Annotated in this window: 22 protein-coding genes, 3 tRNA genes and 1 pseudogene; 11 read left to right on the top strand and 15 right to left on the bottom strand. The window is 68.3% G+C overall.

The features are described from left to right. The first annotated feature begins 104 nt into the window (after positions 1 to 104). From B043_RS0106415 to B043_RS0106400, 4 genes are read left to right on the top strand one after another with little or no spacing between them, the layout of a single operon-like run. The gene (locus B043_RS0106415; protein WP_018461355.1) at positions 105 to 4583 is read left to right on the top strand and encodes a glutamate synthase-related protein; all 4479 of its coding nucleotides are present in this window, start codon (positions 105 to 107) and stop codon (positions 4581 to 4583) included. A gap of 55 nt (positions 4584 to 4638) precedes the next feature. Continuing rightward, positions 4639 to 5190 carry a protoglobin domain-containing protein gene (locus B043_RS0106410; protein ID WP_016329880.1) on the top strand — a complete coding sequence of 184 codons (552 nt, stop codon included), beginning with the start codon at positions 4639 to 4641 and terminating at the stop codon, positions 5188 to 5190. Between the two features lie 46 nt (positions 5191 to 5236). Further along, on the top strand, positions 5237 to 5464 hold the full coding sequence (locus B043_RS0106405) for an FmdB family zinc ribbon protein (RefSeq protein ID WP_016329881.1): 228 nt from the start codon (positions 5237 to 5239) through the stop codon (positions 5462 to 5464). A gap of 36 nt (positions 5465 to 5500) precedes the next feature. After that, positions 5501 to 6433 carry a prohibitin family protein gene (locus B043_RS0106400; protein ID WP_018461354.1) on the top strand — a complete coding sequence of 311 codons (933 nt, stop codon included), beginning with the start codon at positions 5501 to 5503 and terminating at the stop codon, positions 6431 to 6433. Here the strand turns inward: B043_RS0106400 and B043_RS0106395 are convergent. From B043_RS0106395 to B043_RS12815, 5 genes are all read right to left on the bottom strand, one after another. After that, complete coding sequence (locus tag B043_RS0106395) at positions 6430 to 6864, bottom strand: DUF192 domain-containing protein (protein ID WP_018461353.1); 435 nt, start codon at positions 6862 to 6864, stop codon at positions 6430 to 6432. The genes B043_RS0106400 and B043_RS0106395 overlap by 4 nt on opposite strands. Positions 6865 to 6872: 8 nt before the next feature. Beyond that, on the bottom strand, positions 6873 to 7331 hold the full coding sequence (locus tag B043_RS0106390) for a DUF192 domain-containing protein (protein WP_018461352.1): 459 nt from the start codon (positions 7329 to 7331) through the stop codon (positions 6873 to 6875). Further along, positions 7310 to 7918, bottom strand: coding sequence for a dTMP kinase (gene tmk, locus B043_RS0106385; RefSeq protein WP_018461351.1), 609 nt, complete (start codon positions 7916 to 7918; stop codon positions 7310 to 7312). Before tmk ends, B043_RS0106390 begins: the two co-directional genes overlap by 22 nt. Then, complete coding sequence (locus B043_RS0106380) at positions 7915 to 8640, bottom strand: Nif3-like dinuclear metal center hexameric protein (protein ID WP_018461350.1); 726 nt, start codon at positions 8638 to 8640, stop codon at positions 7915 to 7917. Before B043_RS0106380 ends, tmk begins: the two co-directional genes overlap by 4 nt. 66 nt (positions 8641 to 8706) lie before the next feature. Then, positions 8707 to 9792 carry an Ig-like domain-containing protein gene (locus B043_RS12815; protein WP_026234159.1) on the bottom strand — a complete coding sequence of 362 codons (1086 nt, stop codon included), beginning with the start codon at positions 9790 to 9792 and terminating at the stop codon, positions 8707 to 8709. Between the two features lie 127 nt (positions 9793 to 9919). On the opposite strand from B043_RS12815, the gene B043_RS0106370 reads away from it, so the two are divergent. After that, a complete protein-coding gene (locus B043_RS0106370) occupies positions 9920 to 11719 on the top strand; it encodes a S9 family peptidase (protein WP_018461348.1) in 1800 nt (599 codons plus the stop codon). 84 nt (positions 11720 to 11803) lie between these two features. Here B043_RS0106370 and B043_RS0106365 read toward each other — a convergent pair. The 5 genes and pseudogenes from B043_RS0106365 to B043_RS0106340 form a co-directional block, all read right to left on the bottom strand. Next, positions 11804 to 11895, bottom strand: a tRNA-Ser gene (locus B043_RS0106365). After that, positions 11874 to 13414: pseudogene (tilS, locus tag B043_RS12650) on the bottom strand (tRNA lysidine(34) synthetase TilS). The gene B043_RS0106365 and the pseudogene tilS overlap by 22 nt, the downstream one beginning before the upstream one ends. A gap of 25 nt (positions 13415 to 13439) precedes the next feature. After that, positions 13440 to 13517, bottom strand: a tRNA-Ile gene (locus B043_RS0106350). Positions 13518 to 13729: 212 nt separating this feature from the next. Further along, a tRNA-Met gene (locus B043_RS0106345) sits at positions 13730 to 13806 on the bottom strand. Between the two features lie 68 nt (positions 13807 to 13874). Then, positions 13875 to 14324 (bottom strand): YbjN domain-containing protein, encoded by a 450-nt coding sequence (locus B043_RS0106340; protein ID WP_018461347.1) that lies wholly within the window; start codon positions 14322 to 14324, stop codon positions 13875 to 13877. A gap of 104 nt (positions 14325 to 14428) precedes the next feature. Here B043_RS0106340 and icd point away from each other — a divergent pair, with 104 nt between their 5' ends. Next, positions 14429 to 15709 carry an NADP-dependent isocitrate dehydrogenase gene (gene icd / locus B043_RS0106335; RefSeq protein ID WP_016329903.1) on the top strand — a complete coding sequence of 427 codons (1281 nt, stop codon included), beginning with the start codon at positions 14429 to 14431 and terminating at the stop codon, positions 15707 to 15709. Here icd and B043_RS0106330 read toward each other — a convergent pair. Beyond that, positions 15706 to 17496 carry an RNB domain-containing ribonuclease gene (locus B043_RS0106330; RefSeq protein ID WP_018461346.1) on the bottom strand — a complete coding sequence of 597 codons (1791 nt, stop codon included), beginning with the start codon at positions 17494 to 17496 and terminating at the stop codon, positions 15706 to 15708. The genes icd and B043_RS0106330 overlap by 4 nt on opposite strands. 67 nt (positions 17497 to 17563) lie before the next feature. Between B043_RS0106330 and B043_RS0106325 the strand changes: the two genes are divergently transcribed. After that, positions 17564 to 19276 carry a M3 family oligoendopeptidase gene (locus B043_RS0106325; protein WP_018461345.1) on the top strand — a complete coding sequence of 571 codons (1713 nt, stop codon included), beginning with the start codon at positions 17564 to 17566 and terminating at the stop codon, positions 19274 to 19276. 14 nt (positions 19277 to 19290) lie between these two features. Further along, positions 19291 to 20349, top strand: coding sequence for a tRNA pseudouridine(13) synthase TruD (truD, locus tag B043_RS0106320; protein ID WP_018461344.1), 1059 nt, complete (start codon positions 19291 to 19293; stop codon positions 20347 to 20349). 52 nt (positions 20350 to 20401) lie between these two features. Here the strand turns inward: truD and B043_RS0106315 are convergent, their stop codons facing one another. The 3 genes from B043_RS0106315 to B043_RS0106305 are packed head-to-tail and all read right to left on the bottom strand — an operon-like array spanning position 20402 to position 21855. Continuing rightward, positions 20402 to 20836: a hypothetical protein gene (locus tag B043_RS0106315; protein ID WP_026234158.1), complete on the bottom strand. Its 435-nt coding sequence runs from the start codon at positions 20834 to 20836 to the stop codon at positions 20402 to 20404. A gap of 21 nt (positions 20837 to 20857) precedes the next feature. After that, complete coding sequence (locus tag B043_RS0106310; protein ID WP_018461342.1) at positions 20858 to 21226, bottom strand: alpha/beta fold hydrolase; 369 nt, start codon at positions 21224 to 21226, stop codon at positions 20858 to 20860. Further along, entirely contained in the window at positions 21223 to 21855 is a 633-nt protein-coding gene (locus B043_RS0106305) for an alpha/beta fold hydrolase (protein ID WP_018461341.1), read from the bottom strand. The genes B043_RS0106310 and B043_RS0106305 overlap by 4 nt, the downstream gene beginning before the upstream one ends. A 21-nt stretch (positions 21856 to 21876) precedes the next feature. Between B043_RS0106305 and B043_RS0106300 the strand changes: the two genes are divergently transcribed. Together B043_RS0106300 and uvrC are read left to right on the top strand one after the other, a co-directional pair. Continuing rightward, a complete protein-coding gene (locus tag B043_RS0106300) occupies positions 21877 to 22281 on the top strand; it encodes a PaaI family thioesterase (protein WP_018461340.1) in 405 nt (134 codons plus the stop codon). 36 nt (positions 22282 to 22317) lie between these two features. Next, positions 22318 to 24096 carry an excinuclease ABC subunit UvrC gene (gene uvrC / locus B043_RS0106295; RefSeq protein ID WP_016329911.1) on the top strand — a complete coding sequence of 593 codons (1779 nt, stop codon included), beginning with the start codon at positions 22318 to 22320 and terminating at the stop codon, positions 24094 to 24096. Here the strand turns inward: uvrC and B043_RS0106290 are convergent. After that, on the bottom strand, positions 24068 to 25102 hold the full coding sequence (locus tag B043_RS0106290; protein WP_016329912.1) for an RCC1 domain-containing protein: 1035 nt from the start codon (positions 25100 to 25102) through the stop codon (positions 24068 to 24070). The genes uvrC and B043_RS0106290 overlap by 29 nt on opposite strands. Positions 25103 to 25155: 53 nt before the next feature. Between B043_RS0106290 and B043_RS0106285 the strand changes: the two genes are divergently transcribed. Beyond that, positions 25156 to 26934, top strand: a complete 1779-nt coding sequence (locus B043_RS0106285; protein WP_026234157.1) for an arginine--tRNA ligase — start codon at positions 25156 to 25158, stop codon at positions 26932 to 26934. Positions 26935 to 26963 lie beyond the last annotated feature (29 nt).

The raw sequence follows: 26963 nt of genomic DNA, 5'->3' as shown, positions 1-26963 counted from the left end.
GTTCCCAAGCGCCTTGACCCTCCCACCCGGGGTGTGTATAATCCGGGGAACGACGCGCATATCTTTGCCTACCCCAAACTCCCCCGCACCAAAGGAGCCCGAAGATGACCTGGAAGGAAGCCTACCCGGATATCCCCATAGGCCAGGACGCCTGCGGCATCATCGCCATGGCGGAGAAGAGCGGCAAACCCTCCCACCGCATCGTGCGGAGGACCCTGGAAAGCCTATACCGCATGGCCCACCGGGCCGGGGCCATCCGGGGGGAGGGGGACGGAACGGGCATCCAGACCGACATCCCCCGGGAGCTATGGGCCCACTTCTTGGAAAAGGCGGGGCTGGAGCCGGAACTGGCCTACAACCCCCGCTTCTTCGTGGGCCACTTCTTCCTGCCCAAGGGGGAGGAGGGGCGCATAGAAGCCTTCCTGGACCTCCTCAGGGCGGAAGGGGCCCGGCTTGGGGTCCGCCCCGTCTACTGGAAGCGGGGGGAGGTGGTGAGCGAGGTCCTGGGCCCCGTGGGGCGGCGCACCGAGCCCATCTTTCTCCAGGTGGCGGGCATCAGCCCCGATGGGGATGCCCCCCTTTGGGAGCTGGGGCTAAAGCTCGAGGCCCAGTTCCCCGTGCACGTGGTCTCCCTTTCCACCCACAGCGTGGTCTACAAGGTGCGGGGCGCGGCGGAGCTCCTCAAGCGCTACTACCCCGAGCTTTCCCGCCCCGAGTTCAAGAGCACCATCGCCCTGGGCCACAACCGCTACTCCACCAACACCCTCTCCACCTTTGAGCAGGTCCAGCCCTTCGGCCTCCTCGGCCACAACGGGGAAATCAACACCATTGAGCGCCTAAGGCGGGAGCTGGACTTCCTGGGCATCCCCCGCACGGGGGGCTCGGACTCCCAGGACCTGAACCGCATGCTGGAGGGGCTCATCTACCGCTTTGGCCTCACCCTCCCCGAGGCCATGGACCTGGTCTTCCCCCCCATCCTGGGGGAGATCAAGGGCCTGCCCGAGGAGCTTCAGGACCTCTACATGGCCCTCCGCCAGCGCTTCGGCCCCCTGGCCCAGGGCCCCGCGGCCATCGTGAGCCGCCACCGGGACGAGGCGGTCTTCGCCACGGACGCCATGGGCCTTAGGCCCCTGTGGCAGTTTGAAACCCCTTACGAGATCGTCTTCTCCTCGGAACGGGGGGTCTTCAGCGCGGAGGAGTTCGTGAGCGAGCCCAAGCCCCTGGCCCCCGGGGAGAAGGTCTACCTGCGCCTCACCCCCGAAGGCCCCAGGGTCCTGCCCTTTGACCGCCACCAGCGCCTGGTCCTGGAGCGCCTGGCCGCCCGCACCCCCCTCTCGGGGTACCGGGTCCACCTCCAGGGCCCCCTGCGCCAGGCCCCGCCCCCCCTCTCGGGCGGGAGCGAGGCCCAGGTGGAGGAGAAGCCCGCCCCGCCCCCCCTGGGCCTGGAACGGGCCTTCGGCTGGGACCGGTGGGACGGGGCCTACCTCGAGGCCCTGGCCAAGACCGGGAACGAGCCCATCGGCTCCCTGGGCTACGACGGGCCCCTGGCCGCCCTCAACCCGGAAAAGCCCAACCTCTCCGAGTTCTTCAAGGAGACCGTGGCCGTGGTGACCAACCCGGCCATTGACCGGGAGCGGGAGATCGAGCACTTCTCCACCCGCACCCTCTTAGGGCGGCGCCCCTTGCCGGACGGCCGGGGTGGGGGCCGGGTGGAAGAGCTCCTCCTCCCCATCGTCCTGGAGAGCGATCAGGGCCTCGCGGAGGCCTTCGGCACCCTCACCCTGGAGGAGGTCAAGGCCCGCTTCCAGACCGCCACCCTCGTCCCCCAGTTCACCGTGGAGGAGGGGCTTCTTTTGGGCCTTAAGCGCCTGGAGGAGGAGGCCGTAAGGGCGGTGGAAGGGGGCGCGGAAGTCCTCATCCTCTCCGACCGGGAGGCCTTCCAGGGGGGCATCTGGATCGACATCGGCCTGGCGGTGGCCGCAGTGAACCGGGCCCTTTCCAAGAAGGACCGGGACGGGGTGGCCCTGAGGCGCAAGACCTCCCTCCTGGTCCACTCCGGGGGGGTCAGGAACCTCCACGACGTGGCCTTCCTCCTGGGCCTTGGGGCGGAGGCCGTGGCCCCCTGGCTCATGGAGGAGAAGGCCCGGGCCCTGGAGGGGCGGAAAGGGGTGGCGAACACCCTCGAGGCCCTCAAGAAGGGCCTGGAGAAGGTCATCTCCACCATGGGCATCCACGAGCTCCGGGGCTACGGGCGGATCTTCAGCAGCCTGGGCCTGAAGCCGGAGCTTGCGGAGTACTTCGGCACCCGGAACTTCTTCGGCTCCGAGGAGGGGGGGTACGGCTTCCTGGAGCTGGAACGGACCCTGTTGGAGCGGGAGGGGTTCTTCCGGGCGGAAAAGGTCCTCCCCGCCAAGGACTTCCGCTTCAACCCCAGGATCTACAAGGCCGCCCAGGAGGTGGCCTCGGGCCAGGCCCCCTACGCCCACTTCCAGGAGAAGGTGCGCTCCTTAGAGCGGGAAAGCCCCGTGGCCGCAAGGCAACTCCTGGAGGTGCGCTTCCCCGAGCGGAGCGAGGTTTCGCCGGAGGAGGTGGACCTCTCCGTGGGGGGCCACTCCCTCCCCTTCCTCATCAGCGCCATGAGCTTCGGCTCCCAAGGGGAGGCCTCCTTCCGGGCCTACGTGGAGGCGGCCAAACGCCTCAACATGCTCTGCATCAACGGGGAGGGCGGGGAGATCCCCGACATGCTCGGCCGCTACACCCACTGGCGGGGCCAGCAGGTGGCCTCGGGCCGCTTCGGGGTCCACGCCTACATGCTGAACTCCGCCAGCGTCATCGAGATCAAGATCGGCCAGGGGGCGAAGCCGGGAGAAGGGGGGCACCTCCCGGGCAAGAAGGTCTCGGCCAAGGTGGCCGCGGCCCGGAACGCGGTGCCCGGGGTGGACCTCATCAGCCCCTCCAACAACCACGACCTCTACTCCATCGAGGACCTGGCCCAGCTCATTGAGGAGCTCAAGACCGTGAACCCCAAGGCCCTGGTCTCGGTGAAGGTGCCGGTGATCCCCGGCATCGGGACCATCGCCGTGGGGATCGCCAAGGCGGGGGCGGACGTCATCACCCTCTCGGGGTTTGAGGGGGGCACGGGGGCGGCCCGCCTCCACGCCCTGAAGTACGCCGGCCTCCCCGTGGAGCTCGGGGTGCGCCGGGCCCACCGGGCCCTGGTGCGGGCCGGGCTGCGGGATAAGGTGGAGATCTGGGCCGACGGGGGCCTGAAGACGGCCTACGATGTCCTACGCATGGTCCTCCTGGGGGCGGACCGGGTGGGCATGGCCACCATGGCCATGGTGGCCATCGGGTGCACCATCTGCCGGGGGTGCCAGCTGGACACCTGCCACGTGGGCATCACCACCCAGATTGAGAGCGTGGAGGAGGCCTTAGCCCACGGCCTCAAGCGCTTCGTCCCCCAGGACCTGGACCGGGCGGTGGAAGCCCTCACCCGCTTCTTCCAGGCCAAGGGGGAGGCCCTAAGGGAGCTGGTGGCCGCCTTGGGGGCCCGTTCCTTAAGGGAGATCCGGGGCCGCTCCGACCTCCTCTACCAGCGGGACCACCTGGAGGAGATGGACCTCTCCTACCTCCTCCTCCCCGTGGAGGAGCCGGACTGGCTCAAGGACACCTCCGCCCACCTCCTGCGGAAGCCCCTGAACCAGCTCACCCGCACGATCACCGAGGTGGTCATGGGGGCCTACGGCGAGGGCGGGCGGCGCCTGGTCTTCCAGGAAGGCCCCGTGAACTCCACCGACCGGGCCCTGGGGGCCCACCTGGCGGGGGAGATCGCCCGGAGGCGGCTCTACGGTAAGGGCTTTGACGCGGAGGTGGAGCTCCGCTTTGACGCGGGAAGCATCGCGGGCAACGGCCTCGCCGCCTTCAACGTGGAGGGGATGAAGGTGGTGGTGGAGGGCGGGGCCCAGGACGGGGTGGCCAAGAGCGCCTTCGGGGGGGTGGTGGCCGTGCTCAAGGGCCGGAACCCCTACGGGGCCTACGTGGACGGGTCGGTGGGCAAGAGCTTCGCCTACGGGGCCATCGGGGGCCTGCTCATCGTGGAGGGGATGGCGGATAGCCGCTTCTGCATCCGCCTTTCGGGGGCCGACGTGATCCTGGGCGGGGAGCCCGAGCGGCCCCTCAGGGACGACCTGGGCAACCTGGCCGCCCGGGCCCAGGCCAAGGGCTTCGCCTTTGAGTACATGACCCGGGGGCGGGCCCTGGTCCTGGGGGACCCCGGGCCCTGGATCTGCTCGGGGATGACGGGGGGCCGGGTCTACCTGCGCCACTGGCCGGAGATGGGCCTCACGGAGGAGGCCATGCGCAGGCGGCTGGCCAAGGGGGCCAAGGTGGCGGTGAAGCCCCTGGACGCCCGGGGGGTGGAGGACGTGAAGGAGCTCCTTTCCGCCTACATCCGGGTCCTCCTCGAGGCCAAGCGGGAGGAGAAGGCGAGGCGCCTGGAGGCCCTCCTCCAGGACCCCGCCCAGCACTTCCGCATGGTGGAGCCTGTGAACCAGCAGGTGGAGCAGGGGGTGAGCACGGAGTAACCTCCCCCTCCCCGGGGGCTCCCCTTCTTTACCCTTTACCTGGTACATTTGTCCCATGGACCCCGGGGCCCTCCTGGACCTCCTCAAGCGCCGCACCGGGTTTCTCCCGGCCCATGCGGAGCTTCTTAGGGAGCTTGGCGGCCTCATGACCCCCCTGGCCCCGGAGGTGGCCCTGGCCTTCTACGACTACCTGGGCCGGGACGGGGAGCTCGCCGCCATCCTCCACGCGGTGCCGGGGCGGGTGGAGCGGCTCTATGGGACCTTCGCCCGCTGGTACGGGGGGCTTTTCAGCGGGGTCTACGACCGGGCCTACGCGGAAGGCCGCCGCCGCATCGGGCTGGTGCACGCCAGGCTCGGCATCGGCCCCCGGGCCATGATCCCCGCCATGGGCCTGGTGCAGGAGCTCTCCTTGGAGCACCTGCGTTCCGCCCTAAGGGGCCCCGAGGTCTTCCCCGCGGTGGAGGCCTTTGAGAAGATCATCGCCATAGAGGTGGCCCTCATCGAGGAGAGCTACCTCGAGGCCCTCTCCACCGGCCTAAGCCTGGGCCACCGGGACCTGGACAAGGCCCTGGTGGCGGGCGCGGCGGAGCTCCTCGCCGGGGCTTGACACTCAAAGAGCTTGAGTGTCAAAATGCCCCATAGGAGGGAAGGGTATGCCGGTCTACGTGTACAAGGGCTTGGAAACGGGCAACTACTACGAGTTTGAGCAGGGCTTCCACGACGAACCCCTGAAGGCCCACCCCGAGACCGGGGAGCCCTTGAAGCGGGTCATCACCGCCCCCGCCATCATCTTCAAGGGGTCGGGCTGGCACATCAAGGACTACGCCAAGAAGAGCGAGGGCAAGTCCGAAAGCGGGGAGAGCGGGGAGAAGAAGGAGTAACCGGCCCCGCCCCGACCATGGCCCTATGATGGGGCCATGGTCAATCTTTTAGCCCTGGTGCTCCTGGGTTTAGGGGTGGCCCTGGCCCTCCGCCCGGAAAGGCGGACCCTGGCCCTTCCCCTTGTGGTCCTGGGGGGGGTGGCCCTCCTGCTCGCCAACAGCCTGGTCCTGGTGCCCGCGGGGCACGTGGGGGTGGTCTTCAACGTCTTCCGGGGGGTGCAGCCCCGGCCCCTGGGGGAGGGGGTCCACCTGGTCCTGCCCCTGGTGCAGCAGGTCATCCTCTACGATGCCCGGGTGAAGGAGGTGACCCTCTCCGCCCCCCACGAGGGGGAGCGTCGGGTGGACACCTCCATCCGGGCCCGTTCCAAAGAGGGGCTGGAGATCGGGGTGGACGTTACCGTCCAGTACCGCGTCTTGGCCGCGGAGGCGGCCCGCCTCCACCAGGAGGTGGGGCCGGGGTACCTGGAAACCCTCCTGATCCCCCAGATCCGCTCCAAGGTGCGCGATGCGGTGGGGCAGTTCGGGGCCGCGGAGCTCATCAGCACCCAGCGCACCGCTTTGGAAACCGCGGTCATCGCGGGCCTCGAGGCCACCCTGCAGGCCTACCACATCGAGCTGGTCTCGGTCCTCCTGCGGGAGATCCGCATCCCCGAGGCGGTGGCCAAGGTCATAGAGGAGAAGCAGACCGCCGAGCAGCAGGTCCAGATCGAGATCAACCGCCGCAAGCAGGCGGAGATCGCCGCCGAACGGCGCATCATAGAGGCCCGGGCCGAGCGGGACGCCGCGGTGCTCCGGGCGGAGGGGGAGGCCCGGGCCATTGAGCTCCGGGGCCGGGCCCTGAAGGCCGCCCCGGAGGTGGTCCAGCTCACCTTCGCCGAGAAGCTGGCCCCCGGGGTGCAGACGGTCTTCGTCCCCAGCACGGGGAACTTCCTCCTGGACCTGAGGGGGCTCGGCGCCCAGGGGCGTTAGGGCAGAACCCGGTCCCCAGGGCGGGGCTCAAAGACCCCGGCGCGCACCTCCAAGATCCCCCGGTAGGCGGTGTCGGGCGCCACGCTTTCCCCCGGGGCCAGGCGGGCCACCCGGAGCACCCGCCCTTCCCCGTCCAGAAAGGCCACCACCACGGGAAACCGGTACCCCTCCGTGCTGAAGGGGGCGTCCGTGGCCTCGGGGAAGAGGTAGAGGAGGGCCTCGAGGTCCTCCCGCCTGAGGCCCAGGCCAAGCCGCCAGGCCTCGGGGGTGCGGGCCAGCCGGGCTTTGAGGGTGAAGGTCTTCCCCTCCCGCTCCACCACCACCCCCTGGGGGGGCGGGGGGGTGCGCAGGCGGCCCGCCGCCAGGAAGTACCCCAGGAAGGAGAGCACGAAGAGGAAGAGGAGAAAGGCAAACCCGATGAGCCGGAGCATGAGGGCCCTCACGGCCTGGGCCAGAACCGGAGGGCCTCCCCCCCCACCCGGTCCCCGGGCCGCACCCCCCGGCGGGCGAACCAGCCCCGGTTCACCTCCAAGGCCCCCTGGTAGACCACGCCGGGGTAGTAGACGGGGCAGGGGTCGGCCCGGCAGGGCTCCATGTCCAGGATGCGGAGGATCACCCCCTGGCGGTCAAAGAAGGCGATGGAAAGGGGGATGAGGGTGTTCTTCATCCAGAAGCCCCCCGCGCTGGGGGCGGAGAAGAGGAAGACCATGCCCTCGTCCTCCCCCAGGGCCTTGCGGAACATGAGCCCCTGGGCCTGGCGCTCGGGGGTGTCCGCCACCTCCACCTTCAGGAGGTGGCGCTTCCCCCCGCTTTCCACGTAGAGGGTGCTCTTGGGGAAGGTGAGGCCCTGGGCCAGGGCCAGGAGGAGAAGCCAGGCTAGGGCGAAACCTCGGGCCATAGGGCCATTATGGCACTGCGGATGGCCGCCTGGACTTCCTCCTTATCCTTCCTGGCATCCAGGACCAAAAAGCGTTCGGGCTCCCTCCTCGCAAGCTCCAGGTACCCTTCCCGCACCCGGGCGAAGAAGGAAAGGTCCCGGCCCTCAATCCCGTCCCGCACCCCTTTGCGCCGTAGGGCCTCCTCCGGGGGGAGGTCCAGGAGGACGGTGAGGTGGGGTCTAAGCCCCCCTGTGGCCCCTTCCGCCACCTGGAGGAGCCAGGGGAGGGGAAGCCCCAGGCCAAAGCCCTGGTAGGCCAGGCTGGAGTCCAAATAGCGGTCGGAGAGCACAAAGGCCCCCTCCTCAAGGGCCGGGCGGATGACCCTCCTCACGTGCTCCGCCCGGTCCGCGGAGAAGAGGAGGTACTCGGCCTCGGGGGAAAGCGCCCCTTTTAGGAGAAGGCCCCGCACCTCGGGAATCCCCCCGCCGGGCTCCCGGGTGAGGAGGACCCTAAGGCCCCTCTCCCTAAGCCAACGGGCGAGGAGCTCCGCCTGGGTGGTCTTGCCGGAGCCGTCCAGGCCCTCAAAGGTGAGGAAGCGGCCCCTCATAGCCCCGTGGGGTGGTCCAGGAAGACCCAGGGGAGGCCGAAGCGGGCCTCGAGGTGGCGGGCCAAGGCCTTCACCCCGAAGGTCTCCGTATCGTAGTGGCCGGCGTAGATCACGTTCCTCCCCCGCTCAAAGGTCTCGTGGAAGAGGCTGTGCTTGGGCTCGCCCGTGACGAAAAGGTCGGTGTCCACCTTTTCTAAAAGCCCGGCCGCCCCCCCGGAGACGATGGTCACCGTCTCCACCCACTCCCCTCCCCCCTGGTGCACCAGAGGCTGCATCCCCGTAAGCTGGCCCAGCATGTCTGCCACCTGCACCAAGGGGGTGGGCACGGGAAAGCGCCCCTTCACCCCCACATCAAAGGGGGTGAGGTCCAAGAGGCCCAGGGCGCGGGCGATCTCCCAGTTGTTCCCCACCTCGGGGTGGGCGTCCAGGGGGAGGTGGGCGGCGTAAAGGCTGATCCCTCCCTGGAAGAGAACCTCCAGGCGGCGCTTGTGGTGGCCGGTGATGGGGAAGGGCTTGCCCCAAAAGAGCCCGTGGTGGACGATGAGGAAGTCCACCCCGGCCTCGAGGGCCTTCTCAAAAAGGGCCAGCCCCGCGTCCACCGCCGCCCCTACTTTTTGCACCTCCCGCTTCCCCTCCACCTGCAGGCCGTTTAGGGAGAGGTCCTGGAACTCGCGGATCCTCAGGTACTCGTCCAAATAGGCCACCAGCTCGTCCCGGTCCATGGGCCCTAGCTTACGGCAAAAGACTGGGGTCCTAGGGGTTTGCCCTAGGACCCAGCCTCGAGGCCCTTAGTGAACGTCTATGGGCAGGTAGCGGAAGTGGCTATTGCCCGCCGCATCGTAGGCCACCACATGGAGGTAGTAGCGGCCAGGAGCAGACGGTGTCCAGTTGTAAGACCACGTGGGGTTGGGCGTATTGAGCCCGGTCACCGTGGCTTGCACCTCAGAGAAGTTGATGTAGACCTTGATGGCGGCAACCTTGTCGTTGTCAAACGCCCAACCGCTCAACGTGTGAGTTCCCATTGTCACCTGGGCTGGATAGCTGGCCTGTTGGCCATCGATGTTTATCTGGCCCAAGAAGGGAGGCGAAAGGTCGATGGAAACACCCACACTTACATCCGCAACCCGTATGGCAAAGTACTTGGTCAACGTCTTGGGTTGATGATCCTCGCCCAAACCGGTGATCTCCGCCTTGAGCCCAATCCAAGTGTTAATCGGGACACCAGGACCAATTTGCACCATGGCGCCAAGTTTATTGGAAGCAGCAATGGTAGCTACGCCGGTGTTCTCAGTAAAAGATGTACAGGAGCCATCCGAACAGGTTCCCACAGTGTACACAACGTCAAAATCATCTAAGGGAAAGTCGTCAGGAGCATAGGGGGGTTGAGGGCCATCTGGGTAGGTAACCCAAAGGCGAACAGCCACCTGCGCTCCTGCGCTAGCTGTATTGCCATCGGCACTCAGGAAGGCATTGGCCAAAATGGTCTTGGGTACAAGGGAAATAGACGTGTCGCCGGTAACGGAAAGGGACTGGCTCACCCAAGCAACCTCTGTTCCCGAGAAATTTTTAACAGAGGCTTCTATAGAGTAGTTCCCGGGCTGAAGACCAAGGGAACAAGTGGGGTTATTCGATGAAAGCGAACAGGTGTCCGCCACATGTCCTGTATCTTGCCTGATCGCCGTTATCTCTGCCGACTGAGCACTAACGGGAACCCCCTGAGGGGATATGGAAGTAGGAGAAGGGTTCCTCTGGGGGAAGGCTACAGAAACCCTCACCTGGTACTTCTCTGACGAGGGAGCTTGGGAGGAGGTGTTGCATCCTCCCATCAATAAAGCCAAAAACAAAGCGCCTAAGGCCAGAAGGTGTTTTTTCATAACCCCACTCTCCTTTCGGCTCCTAGGAAAAGGTTGGTTTTAGGAGCGGAGCCCAAGGTAATTCTAGGACCAGAAAATCGCCGGTGTCAAGCTTTGCGGTTGACCGGACGGTCAGTATCATGGGGGCATGGAACCCGAACTCCTCTTTCGCCTCCGCTTCCTTTCCGACCTCACCCCCGGCCCCGAGGGCCTGCCCCTTTTCGTCCTCACGGAGATCCAGGAAGGGACCCCACCCCGCTACCTCCCCCGCCTGGCCCTGTGGGACGGAAGCCTTCGCCTCCTCACCCAGGAGGAGGCCAGAAAGCCCCGCTACGCCCACCCCTACGTCTACTTCCTGCGAAAGGTGGAGGAGCGCCCCGAGCTCTTCCGCCTGGACTTAAGGGGCGGGGAGGCGGAGCGGCTCACCCGCACGGGCGGGGTGCTGGACTACTTTCTGGGGCCCAAGGGGGAGGTGGCCTACCTGGCCCTGAAGGAGGCCAAGGGAAAGGACCTCCCCCGGGTCTACGAGACCTGGCCCTTCAAGTTTGACGGGCGGGGCCTCCTGCCCGAGGGCGGGGTGGGGCTTTACCTCCTGGGGCAGGAGGAACCCCTCCTGGAGCGCCACCCCTACCCCAAGGAAGCCGTCTTCGCTCCCGAAGGGCTTTACCTGGTCATGCCCGAGGACAAGGTGGCCCAGGCGGAGTGGCGGGATAGCCTCTTTCTCCTCCGGGAAGGGAGGCTGGAAAAGGTCTACGGGGGCTTTGGGCCCATCCAAGGCCTCACCTGGAGCCCCGAGGGCCTCTTCTTCCTGGGCCACGCCTTTGAACGGGGGGGCGGGACGGAGGCCCGGCTCTACCACCTGAAGGGGGCCGAGGCCCGGGTCCTCTTTGAGGGAAGCCTCCTCAACTCCCTGAACTCCGACCTCCGCTACGGCAACGCCTTCCAGGGGCCCTTCTGGGGGGAGGACGGGGTCTATTTGGTGCGCACGGAGAGGGGGGAGGCCCGGCTTTACCGGGTGGACCTGGAGGGGAGGGCGGAGGCCCTCACGGAAGGGGGGAGCGTTCTCGCCTTCGCCAAAACGGAAAAGGGGCTTTTCCTCCTCAAGGAGGACTTCGCCCAGCCCGCCCGCCTCGAGGGCCCCCTGGGGGTCTTTGACCCGAACGCCGGGCTTCTTTCCCTTAAGGAGCCCATCCGCACCGTCTGGCGGAGCCCCGAAGGCCACGAGGTGGAGGGCTGGGTCCTCCTCCCCGAGGGGGAGGGCCCCCACCCCCTCATCCTCTACATCCACGGGGGGCCCCACACCGCCTTTGGGGCCGCCCCCATGCTGGAGCTCCAGCTCTTTAGGGCCCTAGGCTACGCCGTGGCCTTCTCCAACCCCCGGGGCTCCACGGGCTACGGCCAGGCCTTCGCCCTCCTGGAGGGGGAGTGGGGGGAGCGGGACGAGCGGGACCTCCTGGGCTTTCTGGACCACGTCCTGGCCCACTTCCCCGTGGACCCCAGCCGGGTGGGGGTGGCCGGGGGGAGCTACGGGGGGTACATGACCAACTGGCTCACCGCGCGCCACCCGGAGCGCTTCCGGGCGGCGGTCACCGACCGGAGCATCTGCAACTGGCTCAGCTTTTTCGGGGCCAGCGACATCGGCCCGCGCTTCAGCTGGTGGGAGCTCTTCGCCAAGCCCTGGGAACGGCCGGAGGTGCTCTGGGAAAAGAGCCCCCTGAAGTACGTCCAGGGGGTGAAGACCCCCACCCTGGTGGTCCACTCGGAGGGGGACCACCGCTGCCCCATAGACCAGGGGGAGACCTGGTACACCGCCCTCTTCCACCTGGGGGTGAAGACCCGCTTCTTTAGGGTGCCGGAGGAGGGGCACGAGCTTTCCCGCTCCGGCCGGCCCGACCGGCGGGTGGCCCGGCTCAGGGCCTATCTGGACTGGTGGCGGGAAAACCTCTGAAATACCCCGGGAAAGGGGCTCGTCGCCCCTCGGCCCAGCCCGCGGTAGGCCCCCAAAGGAAAAAGGCCCCCAAAGGGCCCCTTTTGGCGGAGGGGGCGGGATTCGAACCCGCGAGGCCCCTTGCGGGGCCTACCGGTTTTCGAGACCGGCCCGTTCAACCGCTCCGGCACCCCTCCGGGCGCGGAAGAAGTCCTCTAAGAGTTTAGCACAGGCCCGGGCCCTCACCCCCCCCCTAAACCCCTCCCCCACCCCGAAGCGGGTGAGGGCCCCCTCCTTCAGGTTCTCCGCCCCGTAGACCACCTCCACCCCGGCCTCCTTCAGGGCGTGGGCGCACATGAGGCAGGGCTCGAGGGTCACATAGAGCCGCCCACCCCGGGCCTCCTTCCCCAGGGTGCGGAGGAGGAGCATCTCCGCGTGGGCCGTGGGGTCCTTTAGGGCCTCCACCCGGTTGTGGGCCCGGTGGACCTCCCCCCCTAAGAGGAGCACCGCCCCCACGGGCACCTCCCCTTCCGCCCTGGCCTTTTCCGCCTCCTCCAGGGCCAGGTCCATGAGGCGCACCTCTTCCCGGGGATAAAGGCCGTACACCGCCTCCACCCGCCCCTCCCCCCGCACGGGCCAAAGGGATTTAAGTTCCTTGGGCACGCCCTCTTCCGCCAAATAGTCCAGAAGGCGCTTCCTCCCGTAGGGCCTCTCCAGATAGTCCCCGGGCCTTGGGCGGCGGAAGCCCGGGGGAAGGGGCGGAAGGAAGCCCTCCGGGAAGAGGAAAAGGGTACCCCCCTTGGCCCGGGCCCGGAAGCCCCCGGGCAAGGTGGCGGCCTTCCCCCCCAAAGCCCCCTCCAGGTCGGCGATGAGCCGGGCCTCGGGGCGAAGGTCCAAAGCCTCCAGGATCTGCCTCAAGGCCCGGCGGCGAAGGGCAGGGGGGGCCAGGCGGAGGGGCGGGATGCGGTAGGCGAGGAGGCCCTTGAAGAGGCCGTGGAAGCGGGCGTCGGGGACGAGGCGCCTTTTGGCCTCCTCCTCTAAAAGGGCGTCCTCCTCCTCCCGCACCGCCACGAAGCGGGCCAAGGCGGCCTTGGCCCCGGGGAAGCGGGCCTCCAGGAGGGGAAAGACCCGGTGGCGGAGGTAGTTCCGGTCCAGGGCCAGGTCCCGGTTGGTGGGGTCCTCCCGCCAGGCCTCCCCGAGGGCCTCCAGGTAGGCCCTGAGCTCCAGACGGCTAAAGGGGAGGAGGGGCCTTACCACAAGCCCCTCCTTCTCCCGGATGCCAAGCCCCCGGGCCGTGCCCTGGAGGAGCTTAAGGAGAAGGGTTTCCGCCTGGTCGTCCAGGGTGTGGGCGGTGAGGATGGCCCCCGCCCCCACCTCCTTGGCCACGCGGTGGAGGAAAGCGTAGCGGACCTTACGGGCCAGGGCCTCGAGGTTCTCCCCCCGGGCCTCGGCGAGCCGCCCCACCTCCACCCGCTCCCAAAGGAAGGGAAAGCCGAGCCTCCCCGCCAGGGCCTCCACAAAGCGGCGGTCCTCCTCGGAATCGGGCCTCAAGGCATGGTCCAGGTGGGCCACCACCCCCTTTCGCCCCGCGGCCTTCACCAGGTGGGCCAGGGCCACGGAGTCCCCACCCCCCGAGACCGCCAGGACCAGGGGGTCCGTTGGGGCAAGCCGCTGGAGGTGGGCCGCAAAGCGCTCGGGGAGGCTTCCCCCTTCCATGCCCTCACTTTACGGGGGGTTGCCCTGGTAGGGGCGGTGGGACTTGAACCCACGACCTGCGGCTTATAAGGCCGCCGCTCTCACCGGGCTGAGCTACGCCCCCCCGCAAACCCCTCCCTCCGGCCAGGGGCATACCCTAGGCCGAAAGAAGGGGTATTCGTTTAACCGGCATGCCCCTAGGATAAGGGGGATGGTCTTTTGGAGGCAAGGGGTGTCCTGAGTCCCCCTGGGGACCTACCGGCACTTGCCAAGCCCTACGTTAGGGTCAAACGAAAACCCCGGGGAACCTGACCCCGGGGTTTTCGCGTCCCTGACTGGTGGCGGTGGTGGGACTCGAACCCACGACACCACGATTATGAGTCGTGTGCTCTGACCACCTGAGCTACACCGCCGGGCTTGGAACCCAAAGACGCCCGCCCCTACCGGGCACTCCCCATCTTAGGGAAGGCCCTTCGCCCCGTCAAGGCTTAAAGCCGATGAACTCCATGAAGTCCGGCAGGGTTTCCTGGGCAAAGGTCTGCAAGAAGACCTTCACCGCTTCCCGGCTCACCCCGCCGGTGAGGTCCAGGTCGGACTCCACCCAGGCCGCGCCCTCCTCGTCCAGATAGGCCCGGCTTAGGAGGGCCTCCCCGTTCCAGAGGTTGAGGTCCTCCAAGGCCGGGGGTTCCTCCAGGGTAAACCCCGCGGCCAGAAGGAGCACCCCGCAGGAGCTCCCTTGGCAGTACTCCAGGCTCAGCCAGACCTTGTCCAGCCCCGCCATCTCCAGACGGAAGCGGCCGGGCTCCGTACGTTCATAGGGGATCCCCGCCTCTTTCAAGAGAGCGGCCACCTCCGCCTCGGTTACCCCCTTCACCACACCCTGGGCTAAGGCCAGGGGGGCGAGGGCCAATAGGATAAGAAGAATCCTCACGGTGCTCCTTTCCCCCTCACCCTAGCCCCAACCCTCCCCGAAGTCAATGCCAAAGGGACACACGGCCCCCCCAGGAGGGGTATGCTAGGGCCGGAGGTAAGGCTATGGCCTACACGCGTATCCAGATCCCGGCGGAGGGCGAACGGATCCGGATCCAGGACGGGAAGCTTGTGGTGCCCGACCAGCCCATCATCGGCTTCATCGAGGGGGACGGCACCGGGCCCGACATCTGGAGAGCGGCCAAGCCCGTCCTAGACGCGGCGGTAGAGAAGGCCTACGGAAGTAGGCGCCGCATCGTCTGGGTGGAGCTTTACGCGGGGGAAAAGGCCAACCAGGTCTACGGGGAGCCCATCTGGCTCCCCGAGGAAACCCTGGAGTTCATCCGGGAGTACCTGGTGGCCATCAAGGGCCCCCTGACCACCCCGGTGGGTGGGGGCATCCGCAGCATCAACGTGGCCCTGAGGCAGGAGCTGGACCTCTACGCCTGCGTGCGCCCCGTGCGCTGGTTCAAGGGGGTGCCGAGCCCAGTGAAGCACCCGGAGCTGGTGAACATGGTCATCTTCCGGGAAAACACCGAGGACATCTACGCGGGGATTGAGTGGCCCGCGGGGAGCGAGGAGGTGAAAAAGGTCCTGGACTTCCTCAAGCGGGAGTTCCCCAAGGCCTACGCCAAGATCCGCTTCCCCGAGACCTCGGGGCTCGGCCTAAAGCCCGTCTCCCGGGAGGGGACGGAACGGCTGGTGGCCGCGGCCATAGACTACGCCATCAAGGAGGACCTGCCCAGCGTCACCCTGGTGCACAAGGGCAACATCATGAAGTTCACGGAAGGGGCCTTCCGGGAGTGGGGCTACGCCCTAGCCCGGGAGCGCTACGGGGCGGTGCCCTTAGACGGCGGGCCCTGGCACGTGCTGAAAAACCCCCGCACCGGCCGGGAGATCGTCATCAAGGACATGATCGCCGACAACTTCCTGCAGCAGATCCTCCTCCGCCCCGACGAGTACTCGGTCATCGCCACCCTGAACCTCAACGGGGACTACATCTCCGACGCCCTGGCCGCCCAGGTGGGGGGGATCGGCATCGCCCCCGGGGCCAACATCAACTACCTCACGGGGCACGCGGTCTTTGAGGCCACCCACGGGACCGCCCCCAAGTACGCGGGCCAGGACAAGGTAAACCCCTCCAGCGTGATCCTCTCGGGGGAGATGATGCTCCGCTACCTGGGTTGGAACGAGGCCGCGGACCTCATCATCCAGGCCATGGAGCGCACCATCGCCAAGGGCCTGGTGACCTACGATTTCCACCGCCTCCTGCAGGCGGAAGGGAAGCCGGCCACCCTGCTCCGCACAAGCGAGTTCGGCCGGGCGCTGATTGAGCACATGGACTAAACGAGGGCGAAGCGGGCCTCGAGGGCGGGAAGGTCCGCCTCCAGGAAGCGGAGGCGGACCTCCGCGTCTAGGGGAAGGGGGGAAGGCAGGGCCACCTGGGCGGTGAGGCCGAGCTCAGGGAGGAGGAAGACCCCCTGCCCGCCCCTTCGCTCCACCAAGACCCCTGGGCCTTCGTAGCCCTTTTCCTGGAGGTAGAGAAGGGTCCAGTGGAGTTTGCTCTTCCGTTCGGCCTCCCGCACCAGGTCGGCCACCGCCTCCGCCGCCCCCACCCGCTCCAGGATCTCCCCCTGGGCGAGGGGCCTTTCCCCCTTGAGCCAGGCCCGAAGCTGCTGGTGGGCCACCAGGTCCAGGTAACGCCTTAAGGGGCTCGTCACCTGGGCGTAGAGGGGAAGGCCAAGGCCCTTGTGGGGGGCGGGCACCGCCTTGAGCTGGGCCCGTTTCAGGGCCTTCCGCTGCTCCCAAAGGGCGCTTAGGCCCTCCCCCTCCACCCGCCTGGTGGGGGCCTCCTGGGTGGCGAAGGGGAAGGGAAGCCCCTCCCTTAGGGCCAAATGGGCCGCGGCGTAGCCCGCAAGGAGCATGGCCTCCCGCACCCAGACCCGGCTCTCGTAGGGGGGCAGGGGGAGAACCTGGATGGCCTCCCCCTCCACCCGCACCTTCACCTCGGGCAGGGCAAGCTCCACCGCCCCCTGGGCCAGGCGCCGCCGCCGGAAGGCCTCCGAAAGGGCCTTCAGGGCCTCCAAGCCCTCCGCCTCCAGGGCCTCCCGGTAGGTGAGGCGCTGGACCCGCACCCAGCTCGGGTAGACCCTTTCCTCCAGAAGCTCCCCCTCCTCGGAAACGAGAAGCTCAAAGGTGAGGGCGGGAGAGGTCTCCTGCAGACCTAAGCCGAGGGCCTGGGTCACCCCCTCGGGGAGCATGGGCACCGTCCCCTCCGGGAGGTAGAGGTTGGCCCCCCGGCGGCGGGCCTCCTCGTCCAGGGGGCTACCCGGGGCCACCAGGGCGGCCACGTCCGCCACGTGCACATAAAGCCGGAACCCCTCCCCCACCCTTTCCGCCCAAACCGCGTCGTCCGGGTCCTGGCTCCCCTCGTCGTCGATGGCGAAGGCGGGGAGGTGGGTGAGGTCGGCCCGCTCCTCCTCGGGCAAGGGGGGGACGGGGAGGCCTGGGGGGCTTAGGGGAAGGCCGAGCCGCCTCGGGTGGGGGTTTTCCCGCCGCCAGACCCCCAGGCGGAGGAGGAGGCCGTGGGCGGCCTCGGGGGCCTCGGCAAGGCCCAGGGCGCGGAGGACGGGGCTTTCCTTCCTCTCCCCTAAAGCGAAAGCCTCCACCTCCTGGAGGAGGGGGCGGTCCTCCGGCAAAGGGGTGCCCTTTCTAAGCCGCTCCACCCCTTCCCGGAAGGCCCGCTCCCGGGCCTCCTTTTCCTCCCGCGCCCGGAGGAGGGCGGCAACCTCCTCCTCCGTGCGGGCCCTCACCCCCTCCCCTTCCAGGACGAAGCGCTCCCCCCTTTGGGCCAGGAGGTAGGCCCCGTAGGCCGCCTCGGGGGTGTAGGCCCCGTAGACGAGCTCGGCGAGTTCCCTTAGGGAAACCCGCTCCCCCTTTAGGAGCTCCCAGGCCGCCTCCTCCTCCCCTTCCGGGACCCTTAGGTCCAGGCTCGCGGGCCCCGGGTGGAGGAGGAGGACGTCCTTGGGGCGCACCTTCACCCGCTCCCCCGTGGGGAGGAGGAGCTCCAGCCGCCCCTCCTTCTCCCAGGCCAGGGCGGGTTTTTGGCGGTAGATGACCAGCGCGGCGTTCATGGTCGCTTCCCTTGTTGGGCCGGGACCTTCCCGGAAAAAGGCGCCACCCCCCAGTATACTGGGCGCCGTGGAATGGGACCTTTCCGACCTCTACGGAGGCCCCGAGGACCCCAGGCTATGGGAGGACCTCGAGGCCGCCTTGGCCCTCGCCGGGGAGCTTGACCCCAAGGACCTGGAAGACCCTCTTCGGGCGGAAGCCCTCTTCCGCCGCTACGAGGAGGCCCTGGAGAAGGCCTACAAGCCCCTGAACTACGCAAGCCTCTACTTCGCCACCCGCACCCAGGACCCCACGGCCAAGGCCCTTTTGGACCGGGTGCGGAGCCGCTACACCGAGGTGCGTAACCGCCTCGTCCCCCTGGAGGTGGCCTTAAGGAAGCTTCCCGAGGAGGCCTTCCGGCGCCTTGTGGAATACGAGGGCCTTTCCGACCTCCGCCACTTCCTGGAAAGGCAGCGGGCCTACGCCCCCCACACCCTTTCGGAGCGGGAGGAGGAGCTTTTGAACCTGAAAGGCCTCGTGGGGCGCTCCGCCTGGAGCCAGTTCTACACGGAGTACACGGGCCGCTTCCGCTTCCTGGTGGGGGGGAAGGAGCGCACGGAGATGGAGGTGCGGGCCCTGAGGCGGGACCCCGACCCCGCCCTCCGGCGGGAGGCCCACCGGGCCCTTTATGGGAAGCTCCTGGAGGAGGCCCCCACCCTGGCCTCCGTGTTCAACGCGGTCTACCTGGACTACCTCCAGGACCTGCGCCTTAGGGGCTACCGCCACCCTCTGGAGCCCGTGGCCCTCAGGGACGAGGTGGAGGTGAAGGACATCGAGGCTCTCCTGGAGGCCACGGAGGCCCACTATCCCCTGGTGGAGCGCTACTACCTCTGGAAGGCGAAGCGCCTAGGGCAGGCGAAGACCCCGAGCGAGGACCTCCTCGCCCCCCTTGGGGAGAAGCCCAAGGTGCCCTTTGAGGAGGCGAGGGCGCTGGTCCTCGAGGCCTTCCGCCGCTTCAGCCCCGAGATGGCGGCCATCGCGGAGCGCTTCTTTGAGGGGCGCTGGATTGACGTCTACCCCCGGCCGGGCAAGCGGGGCGGGGCCTTCTGCAGCGGGGGGCTCCCCTCCACCCACCCCTACGTCCTGCTGAACCACACGGACGATCTGGACAGCGCCCACACCCTGGCCCACGAGCTCGGGCACGGGGTGCACTTCTACCTGGCGAGGAAGCAGCGCCTCCTGAACTTCGGGGCCTCCACCCCCCTCGCGGAGACGGCCAGCGTCTTCGCGGAGATCCTCCTGGACGACCTCCTTCTGGAAAGGCTTCCTGAGGAGGAACGGACCCTCCTCCTCGCCGAGCGGGTGGAGGACGCCATCGGCACCCTCTTCCGCCAGGTGATGTACACCTTCTTTGAAAGGAGGAGCCTCGAGGCCCGGAAAGAGGCCGCCCTGGCCCCCGAGGAGTTCCACCGCCTCTGGCAGGAGGAGCAGGCCAGGCTCTACGGGGCGGGCGTGGCCTGGACGGAGCTGGATCGCTCGGCCTGGGCGGGCATCCCCCACTTCGTCCACTACCGCTTCTACACCTACAGCTACGCCCTGGGCTACCTGGTGGTCCTGGCCCTCTACGGGCGCTACCGGGAGGAGGGGGCGGCCTTCGTGCCCAAGTACCTAAAGGTCCTGGAGGCGGGGGAAAGCCTGGGGCCCAAGGAGATCCTGGCCCAGGCGGGGGTGGAGCTCGGCTCGGAGGCCTTCTTCCGCTACGGCTTTGGGGTCCTGGAGGCTTGGCTTAAGGCCTTGCCCTAGGCGAGAATAAGAGGATGGACCTCGTCTACCGGCCAGGGCGCTACCCCTTCCTCACCGCGGGCCTCCCGGGGGTGGGAGGGGCCATCCGGGCTATCCCGGAGGACTTCCAGGTGGAGGAGATCCCCGCCTACCGCCCCAGCGGGAAGGGGGAGCACCTCTACCTCTTCCTGGAGAAGGAAGGGCGCACCACCCGGGAGGTCTTTGAGTTCCTCCGGGACGAGCTAGGGGTGCCGGAAAAGGAGATCGGGGTGGCGGGGCTTAAGGACAAGCGCGCCCGCACCCGGCAGTGGTTCTCCATCCCAAGGAAGTACGAGGACGCCCTCTGCCTCCTGGAGAACCTAAAGGGGGTGCGCCTTTTGGAGGCCGGCCTCCACACCAACAAGCTCCGGACGGGCCACCTCAAGGGGAACCGCTTCCGGATCCTCATCCGAAACGCGGAAGGGGGAAAGGAGAGGGCCGAGGCCATCCTGAGGGTCCTAGAGGCCCAGGGCCTTCCCAACTACTATGGCCCCCAGCGCTTCGGCCTTGGGGGGCTGAACCCCCTAAAGGGGTACGAGCTGGTGAAGAAGGGCAAGGGGCGGGGAAGCCCCTGGCTCAAGCGCTTCCTGGTGGGAAGCCTCCAAAGCCTCCTCTTCAACGACTGGGTGGCCTTGAGGATGGAACGGGGGCTTTACGCCGCGGTGATCCCCGGGGACTGGGCCAAGAAGCACGCCACCGGGGGGGAGTTCCTGGTGGAGGACCCCAAGGAGGCGGAGCGGGCCTTAAGGCTGGAGATCAGCGCCACCGGGCCCCTTTTCGGCAAGAAGTACCCCGAGGCCCAAGGGGAGGCCCGGGCCCTGGAGGACGAGGTTCTAGCCCGCTACGACCTCCGCCGGGAGGAGTTCAGCGCCCGCCGGGGGGCTAGGAGGCCCATAAGGGTGCCCCTTCAGGACTGGCGGGTGGAGGAGGCCCCTGAGGGGCTTTGGCTCTCCTTTTCCCTCCCCAAGGGGAGCTACGCCACGAGCCTCCTAAGGGAGGTGATGAAGGTGGAGGTGGACGCCCCGGAAGGGGGGGAGGAAGGCCAGGAGGGGTAAGGAAAAACACCCCCCGCAGGCGCGAACCCGCGGGGGGAGTGCTTCCGCCTACTTAGAAGCGGTAGCCCAGCTTCAGGTGGCCCGCCGGCTTATCCCCAAGGAGGCCGAAGTCCGCCCCCAGGAAGAGGGGGGCCCCCACCAGGGCCTTCAGGTGGTACTCCGCGTCCAGGCGGAGGTAGAGCTTGGGGTCCCAAAACTTGGGGAAGCCCACGCCCATCCCCGCCCCCGCCCTCAACTCTTCGGCGAAGGGGTAGTGGTAGCGGAAGAGGAAGGCCCCGCTCGCCTCGCCCGCCGCGGTGAAGCCCAGGTCCAAGGCCGGGCGGACCTCCCCCACGGGGGGCTGGAAGAGGAGGCAGTGCCAGGAGAGCTCCACCCCGAACCCCTGGCTCCCCCCCATGAGGGCCACGGAGGGCTTGAGGCCTTCCAGGGAAACCTGGGCCGAGGCCAGACCGAAAAACACACCAAGCGTCAACAGAAGCTTACGCATACCCCACCTCCCTAGGGCATTCTAACCTTCTTCGCAAAGATTTGACAAGGCCGTTATCAGGTCTTCTTCCGCGGGACAAACGGCGAACCCCCGGGCCTCGAGGAAAGGCCCCACCAGAAGCCCCACCCCCCGGAGGAGAAAAGGAGGGTTCCCCAGGTTCAGCATCACCGCGAAGGCGGCGGCGTACTCCGCAAGCTCCTCCGGGGCCATGGAAGGCCCACCGGTGCGGCCATAGCCCGGCAGGTCGGGAAGGTAAAAGGCAAAGCCCTCCGGCAGGCGCTCCGGCCAGCGCCCCGCCTCCTCGGCCAAGAGGACCACCGGCCGGCCCCGCCCCACCCGGTCAAAGACCAGGTTCAGGCCGTAAAGGTGGAGGTAGCCGGTGCGCCTCATAGGGCAAGCCCCCCCGGCAGGGGCCTAAACCCCTCCCCCAGGAGGAAGTCCCCCACCCAGGAGGCCACCTCCTCCGGGGCCTCCCAGGGGACCAGGTGCCCCGCCCCCTCCACCGCGAAGAAGAGGGCCTCCCCCTTGGCCCAGTCCGCGGCCTCCCGGCCGTAGGGGGGCGGGGTGAAGGCGTCCAGGGCCCCCTGGACCACGAGAAGCCGGGCCTCCGTCCCCCGGAGCCAGCGCCGCTCGTCCCCTAGGGCCGAAAGGCGCTCCAGCCAGGCCCTCACCTTCCCCTCCGAAAGCCCTTCGCGCCAGGCGGAAAAGATCTCCTCGCTTCCTGCGGTGCGGGGGCCGAAGAAGAGGGCCCGGCCCACGGTGGCGAAGCCCTCCACGCCCCCCCTTTCCAAACCGAAGCGGAGGGCCTGGAGCCGGGCCTCCAGGAAGGCGTCCCTCCGGAGGATGGGGGAAAGGAGGACGAGGCTTCTCACCCCCCCCTGGAAGGCCACCCGCAAGGCCTCTAAGGCCCCCTCCCCGAAGGCCAGGAGGTGGAGGCCCGGCTCCGAGGGAAGGTCCAGGAAAAGGTCCAGCCCCGAAGGGGGGGAGAGGAGGCCTGGGAAAAGGCGGAGCTCGCCCACGCCCCCTTTATACTCCAGGGCATGGAATCCCTGGCCTTCTTGGAGCGGGAAACCCTGGACCGCACCCTGGGGGTGCGCTACCTGAAGCTGGAGAAGGAGGAGGTCATCGCCGAACTGGAGGTCACCCCCAGGGTCCACCAGCCCTTCGGCTTCCTCCACGGCGGGGCCACGGTGGCCCTGGCGGAGAGCGTGGCCAGCGTGGGGGGCTTTCTGAACGCCCCCGAGGGGCACGCGGCCTTCGGGCTGGAGATCAACTGCAACCACATCCGCAAGAAGCAGGCCGGGACCATCCGCGCCGTGGGCCGCCCCCTCCACCTGGGGCGCACCACCCAGGTGTGGGAGGTGAAGGTCTACGACGAGGAGGGCCGGCTGATGGCCGCAAGCCGGTGCACCCTGGCGGTGGTGCCCTTAGAAAGGCAGGCTTAAGCGTCCGCGCCCTCCTTTGCCTACAATCGGGGAAGGATGAGGCCGGAAGCCCTTCCCCCCCTCCCCGAAACCCCCGGGGTCTACCTCTGGAAGCGGGGGGAGGAGGTGCTTTATGTGGGGAAGGCCAAGAACCTCAGGGCCCGGGTGCGGAGCTACTTCCACGCGGAAGGGAAGGCCCGGCGCATCGCCGAGGAGGCCACCCTCCTGGAGTTCATCGCCACCCGGGACGAGGTGGAGGCGCTCCTCCTCGAGGCCAACCTCATCAAGGCCCACCGCCCCCCCTTCAACGTCCTCCTCAAGGACGACAAGCACTACCCCTTCCTGAAGCTCACCAACGAGCCCTTCCCCACCCTTCTCGTGGTGCGGCGGGTGGAGCCCGACGGGGCCAAGTACTACGGGCCCTTCCCCGAAGCCGGGGCCCTGAGGCGGATCAAGGCCCTTATAGACCGGCTCTTCCCCCTTCGGAAGAACTCCGGCTACCCCATGAAAAGGCGCCGCCACCCCTGCCTGAACCACAGCATGGGCCGCTGCCTGGCCCCTTGCGCCGGGCTTGCGGACCCCGAGGCCTACCGGGAGGTGGTGCGCCAGGTGGAGGCGGTCCTGGAGGGGCGGGTGGAGTGGGTCCTGGCGGAGCTCGAGGCCAAGATGCGCGAGGCCGCAAGGGCCCTCCACTTTGAGCGGGCGGCGGAGATCCGGGACCAGATGGAGGCCCTGAAGGCCTTCTTCTCCACGAACCAGCAGGCCTTTGACCCTGAGCTTGGGGACCTGGACTTCTTGGGCTTCGCCCGGGCGGGGGCCTTGGCGGTGGTGCAGCTTTACCAGGTGCGCTCGGGGCGGATCCTGGGGCGCATCAGCCGGGTGGTGGAGAAGGAGGAGGCCTCGGACGAGGAGATCCTCTGGGCCTTCCTGCGGGGGCACTACCTCGAGGCCTCCCCCCTCCCCCCCCTGGTCCTCCTCCCCTTCCCCGTGGAGGAGAAAGAGGCCCTGGAAGCGCTCTTAAGGCGGCGGGCCGGGCGGAGGGTGGAGGTGCGCATACCCCAAAGGGGGGAGAAGAAGCGCCTTTTAGAGCTTGCGGAGCGAAACGCCCGCCTAGCCCTGGAAACGGAGCTCAAGGCCCTGGAGAAGCGGGGGGACCACCCCGCCCTGAAGGCCCTCCAGGAGATCCTGGGCCTCGCCCGAAGGCCCTTCCGCATAGAGGGGTACGACATCAGCCACCTCCAGGGCCAGGCCCGGGTGGCCTCCATCGCGGTCTTTGAGGGGGGCAGGCCCAAGAAGGCGGAGTACCGTAGGATGCGCCTTAAGGCGGGGAACGACGACTACGAGGCCCTGGAGGAGGCGGTCTACCGGCGGTTTACGGGAAGCCTCAAGGAGATGCCCCTGCCGGACCTCCTCCTGATAGACGGCGGCCTGGGCCAGGTGCGGGCCGCAAGGAAGGGGCTGGAGCGGGCGGGGCTCAACCTCCCCCTGGTGGGCCTCGCCAAGCGGGAGGAGGCCCTGGTCCTGGAGGACGGGCGCACCCTGCACCTCCCCCTCACCCACCCCGCCTTAGCCCTTCTCATCCACCTCCGGGACGAGGCCCACCAAAACGGCCTCCGCTACCACCAAAAGAAGCGGGAGGAGGCGGTCTTCCGCTTCCTGGAGGGGATCCCGGGCCTCGGCCCCGCGCGGAAAAAGCTCCTTCTGGAGCGCTACGGGGGGCTTTCCGCCCTAAGGGAAGCCCCCCTGGAGGAGCTCGCCCGGCTTCCAGGGATGAACCTCAAGGTGGCCCAGGCCCTAAAGGAGGCCCTTAAGGAAGCCGGACCCGCACCGGCTTAAGGCGCATCTCCCGGGTGCCGTCCCCCAGTTGGCCGAAGCGGTTGTCCCCCCAAGCGAAGAGGCCGCCGTCCCGGAGAAGGGCCAGGCTGTGGGCGTCCCCCGCCCCCACAGCCACCACCCCTTCCAGGCCCTCCACGGGCCTAGGCTCGAGGCGGCCCTCCTGGGTCCCGTCCCCCAGCTGGCCCATCTCGTTCTCCCCCAGGGCGTACACCCGGCCGTCCTCCCCAAGGACAAGGAGGTGGGCCCGGCCCGCGGCCAGGGCCACCGCCTTGGGCAGGCCCTCCAAGGGGCGGAAGGTGGCGCTGTCCAGCCCCGCGACCAGGACCCGCCCGTCCCTTAGGAGGACCGCGCTAAAGGTGCCCCCGCCCACGGCGGCCGCCACCCCCGCCAGGACTTTGGCTGGCCTTAGGAGGGACTCCACCGTACCCGTGCCCAGCTGGCCCGAGAGGTTGCTACCCCAAACGTAGAGGTCCCCGTTTTCCGCCACCGCCAGGCTGTGGAAGTACCCCGCGGCCACCTGGCGGATGGGGGGCAGGCCCTCCACGGGGGCGAGGGCGTTCCGGCGGCGGCGCGTGCCGTCCCCAAGCTGGCCCTCCTCGTTGCTCCCCGCGGCGTACACCCGGCCGTCTTGGGCTAGGAGAAGGGTATGGGTATAGCCTGCGGCCAGGCCCCTGGCCCTAAGGGGAAGCTCCACCGGCCGCCCCTTGGAGGCGAAGGTGCCGTCCCCAAGCTGACCGGCCTCCCCTGCCCCGAAAGCGCGCACCCGCCCATCGGGAAGGAGGACCAGGCTGTGGAGGTTGCCCGCGGCCACCCCGAGGACGCCTTCCAAGACCCTCACCGGCCGGGTGCGGTTGAGGAAAGAACCGTCCCCCACCTGCCCGTCGTAGTTCCAGCCCCAAGCCCAAAGGACCCCCTGGACCACCGCTAGGCTGTGGCCCTGCCCGCCCGCGAGAAGGCCCTGGGCCAGGGCAGGGCCCATAAAAAGGAGGAAAAACCACCGCTTCATAGGGCCTCCATCTTACCCCTAGGGAAGGCAAAGGGCGCGGTATGATGACCGGGATGGTGCGCCGCGCCCTGGAAGACGCCGTACAGACCGCCCTCAAGACCCTAGGCCTGGACCTCAGGCTCAAGGTGGCCAAGGCCCCCAAGGACAAGCCGGGGGACTACGGGGTCCCCCTCTTCGCCCTGGCCAAGGAGCTTAAGAAACCCCCCCAGGCCATCGCCGAGGAGCTAAAGGGCCGGATGGAGCTTCCCCCCTTCGTGGAGGAGGCCATCCCCGTGGGGGGGTATCTGAACTTCAGGATCCGCACGGAGGCCCTTTTGGAGGAGGCCCTAAGGCCCAAAACGCCCTTCCCGGAAAGGGAGGGCCTGGTCCTCCTGGAGCACACCTCCGTAAACCCCAACAAGGAGCTCCACGTGGGGCACCTGAGGAACATCGTGTTGGGGGACAGCCTGGCCCGGATCCTGCGCTTTGCCGGCCGGAAGGTCCTGGTCCTGAACTACATTGACGACACCGGCCGCCAGGCGGCGGAAACCCTCTTCGCCCTCCGGCACTACGGCCTCACCTGGGACGGGAAGGAGAAGTACGACCACTTCGCGGGCCGGGCCTACGTGCGCCTCCACCAGGACCCCGACTACCCCAGGCTCCAGGAGGGCATAGAGGAGGTCCTCCACGCCCTGGAGCGGGGGGAGCTGCGGGGGGAGGTGAACCGCATCCTCCTGGCCCAGCTCGCCACCATGCGGGCCCTAAACGCCCACTACGACCTTCTGGTCTGGGAAAGCGACATCGTGCGCGCCGGGCTTTTGGAAAAGGCCCTGGGGCTTCTGGAAAAGAGCCCCCACGTCTTCCGGCCCGAGGAGGGGAAGTACGCGGGGGCCCTGGTCATGGACGCGAGCCCCTTCATCCCCGGCCTCGAGGACCCCTACTTCGTCCTGGTGCGCTCCGGCGGGGCCGCCACCTACTACGCCAAGGACATCGCCTTCCAGTTCTGGAAGATGGGCCTTTTGGAGGGCCTCCGCTTCCGCCCCTACGAGAACCCCTTCTACCCCGACCTAAGGACCAGCGCCCCCGAGGGCGAGCCCTACACCCCGAGGGCCCAGGAGACCATCAACGTGATCGACGTGCGCCAGAGCCACCCCCAGGCCCTGGTGCGGGCGGCCCTGGCCCTGGTGGGGCGGGAGGACCTGGCCAGGGGAGCCTTCCACCTGGCCTACGAGACCGTGCTCCTGGAAGGGCGGCAGATGTCGGGGCGGAAAGGGCTTGCGGTGAGCGTGGACGAGGTCTTGGAAGAGGCGAAGCGGCGGGCCCTTAAGGTGATTGAGGAGAAGAACCCGGACCACCCGGAAAAGGAAAAGGCGGCGGGAGAAGTGGCCCTGGGGGCCATCCGCTTCGCCATGGCCAAGACCGAGCCCAGAAAGCAGATTGACTTCCGCCTGGACGAGGCCCTTTCCTTTGACGGGGACACCGGGCCCTACGTGCAGTACGCCCACGCCCGGGCCCACGCCATCCTGAGGAAAGCGGGGAGCTGGGGCCGGCCCCACCTCGCCAAGGCCACCCCCTACGAGCGGGCCCTGGCCCTGGCCCTTCTGGACTTTGAAGAGGCGGCCTTGGAGAGCGCGGAGGAGAAGACCCCCCACATCCTCGCCCAGTACCTCCTAGACCTCGCCGCGGCGTGGAACGCCTACTACAACGCCAAGGAGGGGGGCAGGCCCGCTACAGCGGTGCTCACCGCGGAGGAGGGCCTGAGGGAGCTCCGCCTGGCCCTGGTGGAAAGCCTGCAGAAGACCCTGTCCACGGGGCTTGGGCTTCTCGGCATCCCCGCCCCCGAGGTGATGTAGGTGCCCCGGTACACTGGGGAAAGGGGAGG

It is taken from the genome of Thermus oshimai DSM 12092 (genome assembly GCF_000373145.1).
GTDB lineage: Bacteria > Deinococcota > Deinococci > Deinococcales > Thermaceae > Thermus > Thermus oshimai.
Note: the sequence above shows the minus strand (reverse complement) of the source record. Positions and strands in the feature narration are given on the sequence as shown.